Origin of the sequence: Xenorhabdus yunnanensis (genome assembly GCF_028598805.1) — a bacterium.
Lineage (GTDB): Bacteria > Pseudomonadota > Gammaproteobacteria > Enterobacterales > Enterobacteriaceae > Xenorhabdus > Xenorhabdus yunnanensis.
The window spans coordinates 1-7,680 of sequence record NZ_JAQRFI010000082.1 but is presented as its reverse complement, the minus strand read 5'-3'; the positions used below and the strand labels follow the sequence as shown (position 1 = coordinate 7,680).

Annotated in this window: 7 protein-coding genes and 1 pseudogene; 4 read left to right on the top strand and 4 right to left on the bottom strand. The window is 46.8% G+C overall.

What is annotated here, in order from left to right; all coding sequences use genetic code 11:
* Positions 1 to 6: 6 nt before the first annotated feature.
* The 4 genes from PSI23_RS19555 to PSI23_RS19540 all read right to left on the bottom strand — a co-directional run bounded on the left by PSI23_RS19555 (position 7) and on the right by PSI23_RS19540 (position 3,438).
* The gene (locus PSI23_RS19555) at positions 7 to 1,296 is read right to left on the bottom strand and encodes a DUF2800 domain-containing protein (protein ID WP_273556643.1); all 1,290 of its coding nucleotides are present in this window, start codon (positions 1,294 to 1,296) and stop codon (positions 7 to 9) included.
* A gap of 2 nt (positions 1,297 to 1,298) precedes the next feature.
* Positions 1,299 to 2,030, bottom strand: a complete 732-nt coding sequence (locus tag PSI23_RS19550) for a hypothetical protein (protein ID WP_273556642.1) — start codon at positions 2,028 to 2,030, stop codon at positions 1,299 to 1,301.
* 12 nt (positions 2,031 to 2,042) lie between these two features.
* Positions 2,043 to 2,174 (bottom strand): hypothetical protein, encoded by a 132-nt coding sequence (locus PSI23_RS19545; RefSeq protein WP_273555011.1) that lies wholly within the window; start codon positions 2,172 to 2,174, stop codon positions 2,043 to 2,045.
* A 634-nt stretch (positions 2,175 to 2,808) separates the two neighbouring features.
* Positions 2,809 to 3,438, bottom strand: a complete 630-nt coding sequence (locus PSI23_RS19540) for a helix-turn-helix domain-containing protein (RefSeq protein WP_273556641.1) — start codon at positions 3,436 to 3,438, stop codon at positions 2,809 to 2,811.
* A 141-nt stretch (positions 3,439 to 3,579) separates the two neighbouring features.
* Between PSI23_RS19540 and PSI23_RS19535 the strand changes: the two genes are divergently transcribed.
* The 4 genes and pseudogenes from PSI23_RS19535 to PSI23_RS19520 all read left to right on the top strand — a co-directional run.
* The gene (locus PSI23_RS19535) at positions 3,580 to 3,795 is read left to right on the top strand and encodes a helix-turn-helix transcriptional regulator (protein WP_273556640.1); all 216 of its coding nucleotides are present in this window, start codon (positions 3,580 to 3,582) and stop codon (positions 3,793 to 3,795) included.
* Between the two features lie 3 nt (positions 3,796 to 3,798).
* Positions 3,799 to 6,051, top strand: a complete 2,253-nt coding sequence (locus PSI23_RS19530) for a virulence-associated E family protein (protein ID WP_273556639.1) — start codon at positions 3,799 to 3,801, stop codon at positions 6,049 to 6,051.
* 292 nt (positions 6,052 to 6,343) lie between these two features.
* Entirely contained in the window at positions 6,344 to 6,736 is a 393-nt protein-coding gene (locus tag PSI23_RS19525) for an antiterminator Q family protein (RefSeq protein WP_273555016.1), read from the top strand.
* Between the two features lie 687 nt (positions 6,737 to 7,423).
* Positions 7,424 to 7,680, top strand: a pseudogene (locus tag PSI23_RS19520) (site-specific DNA-methyltransferase); the annotation flags it as partial.

Below are 7,680 nucleotides of genomic sequence, written 5' to 3'. Positions count from 1 at the left end.
ATATAATTAAACGAACATATCGTCAGATATGTCTTCAAAATCGTTGATAGGGTTAACGTCCAGTGCTGGACGGGGATCGGATTCAGGTACGACGGTGGGTTTACCGTCGGGTCGAATAATAAGTGATTCTAATTTTGCCCATCGGCGTGGGCTGTCTTTCTTGAGCAGGTTTTCCGCTTGCTTAGGGCTAATGAGTTTTTGGATATAAATTTGGTCTTGCTTGAGCCGGAATGTTTTTAACATGTCCTCCGCATCTGATTCAACACCCCACGAACGGTTGCCTTGCTTACCAGAAACAAGTTTAAATCCGGGCACTGCATGTCCGGAATTCAGTTCATCTGTGACACGAGAGCGAACCGCCTTGCACCAGCTTTCGATAACATCTAGTTGGTTATAAATCACTGACAGCTTTTCATTATCAAGAGTGATAATGCGTTCGGCGGCACCAGATAACTGTGGTTCTAGCGGCTCGGTCAGGTCTACGAAGTCTTCCGCAATCACGTTTAAATTATGCTGTGTTTCTACAGCACATAAACCGCCTTTGGCTTTGCAAAAACGACATTGCTTATCCCCCGGAGTAAATGAATCAGGAGGTAGCGTGTCTACGCCTTCACCTTGGGCAATATTAAATGTGACAATAACCGATGCGGCGGCGTTTCTGGCGCGTTCTCCAAATTGCCGTAACTCATCAACACTGACCGACCATTCTGAAACGTGGTTCAGTCGGGGCTGGTGGATAAATAGCCTCACTGTGTCGAATTCGTACAGCATATCGAACTGATTCAGGGCACCGAGCGCGTATAACATCAACTGCTCGTTTGCCTCGGCGTCCACTTTTACGCCCCGGCCATATTTCAGGTCGTGAATTTGCAGCTCACTACCCGTGATAATAATAGCGTCAGCCGTCCCGAATGAGTTTTCGACGCCGATCACCTCGGAAAAATCGACGCGCTGTTCAATCAGCAATTCATTACCTTGAGCCAGCGACCAAACAGTTTCGACATATTCACCTACTGCCTCTACCATTTCCTCATTAACGCACGGTGTGTCAGGTTTAAGCAGGACGTTTTGCCCCAGATATTCGGCCGTAGTTTGCCCCATAGTGAATGGCTCGCCTGCCAGTGTTGGGTCTTGGCGGTTGCGTAATACATTTTCAGCGAGGGTATGGGCGGCTGTTCCCTCCAGCGCGAACGGGGATTCAGTATTCGGCAGGTCAGCCTCCATTGCCAGGCTACCGTGACAGCGTAGCCAGCGATGTGCTGCTGAGGGTGATAGTTTTGCATGTGCCTCCGGCATTGTTATTCCTCCATCCAAGCGTCTTCGGCTAATTTTAGAACTTCAGCTAATCTCTCTTGAGGGATATCACCCAGCTTTTTAGCCCCGAATTTAGCCACGATACCCACAGCCTCGCTGCGGTAACCGCCTTTTGCCAGCCGTAACAGTGCTTGTTGGGCCTTATCATAGAGTGCTGCATAATCAAGTTCTGGCTCTGGCTCTGGCTCTGAGGTATCGGCTGTTTGTTTACCCTCATTTAATAGTGACACAGCAAATTCGCGGCGTTCGGTGATACCGGGGATATCGTCCCAACTTTCGACCATTTCCAGACACAAATCTAAAATAACGGCTTTCGTCAGTGGCTTGAGTTCCTGCAATCCCTGTAGAGCGGAGTCTAGGGCGTCTACCTGTCCGTTACGGTCTGCACCAACCGCCTCAATCACAGCGCGAGCCTGTGCCAGTTTATCGGCGGTCAGGTTATACGCGTCCTTTTTGAACAATACGGCAACGGCAACGACGGTTTCTAAATCCAGAGTTTCGATATCAACGGGCGTGTTATCGGTTTTCTTTTTGGTGCTGGATTTTTTCTTTTCAGCGGGTTGTTCGACATGTTCAGGTAAAAGCGTAACGCTTTCTGAATCAATGAAGTGTTCAGCCGGTTCAACCTTGGCCAGTGCCGCAATCAGTTGAGACATTAGCGTGTTTTGTTGCTCCAGAAGTGCGTTATTTTTTTGTAGGGTATTTTCCAGACTCATTGTTATCGAACCTCAAATGTACAGGGTAAGCGGGAATTGGGTTGCGGGGTTGCGCTTGAGTTCTTCACATTTCCGTAGCCAGCGCAGGCGACGAACGGTGTTGCTTATTGGATACTTATCAACGGGAATTACTTTTGGTTTCATGCCACAAGCTCCTTATTGTTCATATCAAAAAGCACACCCACTGAAATTAGCGGGCGGGTGCGTTAGACAAAACAGGATGTGCTTTTTGATAGGGGGAGTAGGGTGTGAAAGAAAATTGAACCACACTCTCGCAGTGGTCGCGCTCATGCCCTTGAGTCCGTATTTTGGAATCGCCATTGCTATCCTCAGCCATAACCGGAAAGTGACTGGCATCACTCTGCATTACCGGAGACTCGGGGCTGCTTCATAACAGCAGCTTCAAGTTAAACTTCGCGGTCTATCCGCGTTGCTAAAGCATGATTATTTTTTCTCCTTTTAGTTGAGTTTTGCGCTCGTACACACCCACTGCCAGATTTACCCGTTCGCGCCTGTGCTCACTCTCGTGCGGGGCTAACCATCCCACCGACCGGATCGCGTCCGGTGGTACGTCGCAGTTCATGCGTAGGGGTCTAAACAGGGGTAGTGTGCTGTTCCGACTTTCCAAATTGTTAAAGAGCGGTGATAAATTTCATTATCACGTTTTGTGTTATATTCATAATCATGATTCGTGTTTGTTTTGTCAACACATTTAGTGATAATTTTTGGTTATAAAAAAACCCGCCATTATGCAGGTTTTTAATATGTAGGTTAAAAACTATCGTTTTCGGCGGGTTATACGTTGCTCTACCATAGTGCCTATGATAATTACGGGGTATTCGTCTGAGTCTATGGCTGGGTAATCTGAATTGAGAGGGATTAGCTCAAAAGAACCTTTAGATTTTAAACGATATTTTCTAAAAATGGTTTCACGCCCCTCAACACAAGCTATGGTAAATTCACCGGGTGAAGGAGCTACCATGGGATCAATAACAATGATATCACCGTCCATAAATTCGGGTTTCATAGCATCACCCTGCATACGGAACGCAAAGCCTAATTCAGACATTATCCCGCTATACGCGATGTATTCGCTAATATTGTCGGGGGCGAGTAATTGGTTTGGGTCTGTAAACATGCTCACCTGGTCATAGTGAACTAGTGGTAGCTGCTGTTCTCCACTACCCATAAATGAACCTGTATCAGAAGTGCCAAATAACAATTCCCCCGGAGATATTTTTAAAGATGATGCGATGACTACCGCATCTTCTACGCTGACTTTACGGATGTTTGCCTCGTAATTTCCTATGCGAGATTGTGACCCCCAACCACAGCGTTGGGCTAGTTCTGTTTGGCTAATATCTAGTCGCTCGCGAAATCGCTTTATTCGCTGTCCTATAGTTTCCATAGTAATGATTCCTTAACACAATAAGTTTTAAAATGTGTGATATATGTTTATTTTACTACGTAGCGTGTTTTTTGTACAATCACTTAGGGTGTTTACTTTTGACCACATAACGTGTTTAATTTGAGGTTGGAGGAAATATCAATGAATAAAATATCTTTGGCTAGAAAACAGGCCGGGTTGACTCAACAGCAATTAGCGGCGCTTTTAGGATGGAAACAGTCACGTATTGGTAATTATGAATCTGGTGCGCGTACCCCAAATATCAATTCATGTAGGCAGATAGTCGCAGCGTTAAATACTCAAGGAGTCGAATGCTCTCTAGATTCGTTATTCCCTTTGCTTGAGTGTGGAGAGTAGTGCATGGAAATCCGATACTCATTAGGAACCAGTGCCGAGGATGGTCAGCCACGTGAATTGTCGGTACCGGACTTCGACGCATTTGAACAGACCCTTCGCGATCAGCGAACAACTATCGACGTCTTGCCTAACGACACTAAAGAAATACTGGACGCGAAAAAGCGCAGGCTCCCGTATATCTGGCATACGTTTAAAAACGGCACTGCGCGTCGTCGCCGTAGTGCCAGCGCAGGTGACTTATACTATTTACCGTTAGATCTGGACGGTGTCACTAAGATCGGATGGGAATGTATCCACGAAATTTTAGGCGGGTACCGTGGATTTGCTTACACTACGGCCAGTCATGAGCACCCAGTTGCACAGGGGGAATATCGTATTCGTATCATATTATCCCCGTCTCGTCCGGTCTCTCCTGTCGAAAAACAACCGTTACTGCAGTCATTGCAAGCTGAAATCATGAGCATTGTCGATCTGCTCTATGATGGTCCGGCGCGATGGGACGATTCGGTTTATCGTCCTGCTCAAATGGTGTTTCTGCCTGACGAACGGGCACAGTTTTGGTCTTTCACCGGGCAAGCGGTTGATGTCGATACGTTGTTGTCTACCGTGCCCTTACCGCTTGAAATCCCGGACGAGACCGAACACGACGACCTCACGCGTTTGGTGGATTTGGAAAATATAGATAATAACACCTTCGAAGATCTTCGCTCGGCGCTCTGGCATCCCAGCCTGTTACAGCACGCGGAAAATTACCCTACGTGGGCGGCAATGGGGAACCGATTGGCGTGGTTCAAAGATACTGACCACGAAGAGCAGGCCAGGGCGCTATGGGTTGAATGGTCGGGCATCGCAGCTAAAGGTGATGTCGAAGCCGCAGCCAACAAATGGGAACAGCTCACCGCCGAACGGACAGGTTTTCAATCCGTTTTCTCGTTGGCGCAAAAAGCAGGGTGGGTGAATCCCGGAGCTGAACGCTTCCAGTCCGCCGTTGCCAGTGCTGACGATTTTGAGGATGTGACAGGGGAACTTACTGAGCCCGCGCCCTTGCCCTCGTTCAAACGTGATAAGTGGGGGCAAATCGAGGCAACAATAGAGAACGTCACCAAAGCTGTAATGCGTCCTGATTTTATCGATGTGGAAATTCGTTTCGACCAGTTCCGTGATGAAATCATGTTCGCTCCCGCCGGGACTGAGCAGTGGCAAACATTTGGTGACGCTGATTATGCTCGGCTACGTATCACACTGGAGAAACGTAATTTCAAACCTGTAGGCCGCGAGCTGATCCGAGATGCAGTGTTATTGGCGGCGGACGAGAATCCATTTGATTCCGCTATCGCATGGCTAAATGGCCTGAAATGGGATGGCGTCCCGCGCATTGAACAGTTCTACCACACTCACTTGGGGACAGAAGATACTCCGTTTACACGTGCGGTTTCTAGCTATATGTGGACTGCATTAGCTGGACGGGTATTAAAACCCGGTATCAAAGCCGATATGGTGCCTGTTTTGGTGGGGAAACAAGGCTGTGGGAAGTCGTCCGGGGTCGCGGCACTCTCACCTGATCCCTCTTTTTTTACTGAAATCTCATTTGCTGAGAAAGATGATGATCTTGCCCGTAAGATGCGTGGGCGTTTAGTGGCTGAAATCAGTGAGTTAAGAGGGCTGAATACTAAAGAACAAGAAGCTATCAAGGCGTTTGTCACCCGCACGCATGAAAATTGGATACCTAAGTACCGTGAATTTGCTACCCAGTTTCCCCGAAGAACCCTTTTCGTCGGTACAACCAACGAAGATGAGTTTTTGGACGATAAAACAGGTAACCGGCGCTGGCTACCTGTAGAGGTTAAAAAGATATCAGTAGAGGACATTAAGTCCGATCTGACCCTGCTATGGGCAGAGGCAAAAGTGATCTTTGAAGAAGACGGGATACGGTTTCGTGATGCAGAACGGTTAGCCGCGGCTGTACACGAGCAATATACCATCAAAGATGTGTGGCTAGAAACTGTTGAGCGTTGGTTAGTTACTCCTGATTTGATGACAGAAGAGATACCCCGAACTCGCGAATTTTTACGTGCGGGGGATGTTTTGCGCGAGGCTTTGAACATTGACCCCAAAAATATTGGAAGACGTGAAGAAATGCGAATTAGCAAAATTTTGCTAGTTTGCGGATATAAACGCGTTTTAAGACGCATAAACGGGAAGTCACAACGTGTTTATGAAGATGACGTAACAACCTGTAACAACCTTGAAAAGTGAGGTTGTTACATTTAATTGTATGATTTAAAAAAAGAATTACAACCGTAACAACCGTAACAACCTAGTTCTAACTACCCCCCAATTATATATAAGGGCTCTATAGGAAAGGTTAAGAAAAGGTTGTTACAGGTCGTTACAGGTTGTTACACCTCTTAATTGGGAAAACTTTTCCAGTCTGCGGTGCGAGGGAACAAATTGCGGCTTGGATTCGGCAAATACGCACAACGGCACGTAAGCGAGACGATTTCTAGATAAATATTTCGAGCTACACGAAACTACAGGACAAAATTCAATGCGTGATATTCAACAGGTTTTGGTGCGATGGGGTGGGTGGTCGACTGAGCCAATGCGCGTAGGCTGGTCACCAGTTGCTGCTGGTTTTAGCGGCCTATTTCCTGCCAGTGGTAACAACCGGCTGACATGCAGTGATGAGGACGGATTGATTGTCGATCTGTGTGTCGCACGGCTACAGATGATTGGACAGGAAGAGGAGCTGGAGTGGATACAGCAGCATTACATACATGGTCTGTCCAAAAGGGAGATAGCCCAGCGCCACAGCATGTCAGAGAGCCGAGTACGCCATAAAATGCAAGTTGCTGAGGGTTTTATTGCTGGCTGCCTAGAAATGTTATGTATTCAGTTAGATATGGATTTAATGGTTAAAAAACAAACAATCAGATGCTAAAAACTAGTGCGCAGCGCAAAAACTATGCTATTGTGATAAAAATGACTTTTTACACCCTGAGAAAAGGCGCTCGAAATTGAGCGCCTTTCTTTTTAGGTGAAAATCGAAAACAGGGGAAAATAGAGCGTAGGCATCGTGTTTTGCCTGAACTCCAATAGTGGCGATTTGTTAATAAAATGTTATATCAAAAATATGGCTAATATGAGTAGGAAGATTGATACTTTTAGAGCTTAGGCATGTGTTTTTAGCTGAGTTGAAAAACGCAAGGGCGTGAAATGACCATTATGTTAAATAGGCGCTAAATTCGTACAATTATCTATGCCATTCGCTGACCGTTCACAAACGTTAAAATCTTGCTACACGGGGGTGTATTGAGACGCAAACAGGGGTGAACGGTCAGCAAATGACACAGTACAGGTCACACTTCGGTGTGGCCTTTTTTCATTTTTTGGTCGCCAACTACCGTTAGTGTTGGGTGCGTTGCGGATTTACCTATTCCAGCCGACCGCAAACGCTCATATTGGCAGGATCACAATTTAACATCTGAAATCATGCAGGGTTATACCTGCTATCAGTACGCACGGTGTATCTACCGCCCTCGGGCACACTATTAACTACGAGGTCGCTCAGGCGGCCTTTTTGTTTTCTGGCTGCACCAACAGAGCGGGAGGCGGAGCAGTGAAATATATGGGAAGTAAATCACGTATCGCCCAAGAAAATGTCGATCAACTTAAACAGCTTTTCCCAGAGGCATTTTCGGAAGGAAAGATTGACTTTGACGTTTTAAAAGCGGTGCTGGGTGAAGCCGTTGATGATTCAGATGAGCGCTACAGCTTCACCTGGCAGGGCAAGGCTCGCGCACGTCAAATTGCTCAGATGCCATCAACCGGTACATTACGGCCTTGTAAAGAAGAGAGTGTTAACTGGGATACTACCGAAAACCT

Bases quoted from the DNA above. Each gene is read 5' to 3' on its own strand.
- PSI23_RS19555 (WP_273556643.1), bottom strand. From the start codon at position 1,296: ATGCCGGAGGCACATGCAAAACTATCACCCTCAGCAGCACATCGCTGG.
- PSI23_RS19550 (WP_273556642.1), bottom strand. From the start codon at position 2,030: ATGAGTCTGGAAAATACCCTACAAAAAAATAACGCACTTCTGGAGCAA.
- PSI23_RS19545 (WP_273555011.1), bottom strand. From the start codon at position 2,174: ATGAAACCAAAAGTAATTCCCGTTGATAAGTATCCAATAAGCAACACC.
- PSI23_RS19540 (WP_273556641.1), bottom strand. From the start codon at position 3,438: ATGGAAACTATAGGACAGCGAATAAAGCGATTTCGCGAGCGACTAGAT.
- PSI23_RS19535 (WP_273556640.1), top strand. From the start codon at position 3,580: ATGAATAAAATATCTTTGGCTAGAAAACAGGCCGGGTTGACTCAACAG.
- PSI23_RS19530 (WP_273556639.1), top strand. From the start codon at position 3,799: ATGGAAATCCGATACTCATTAGGAACCAGTGCCGAGGATGGTCAGCCA.
- PSI23_RS19525 (WP_273555016.1), top strand. From the start codon at position 6,344: ATGCGTGATATTCAACAGGTTTTGGTGCGATGGGGTGGGTGGTCGACT.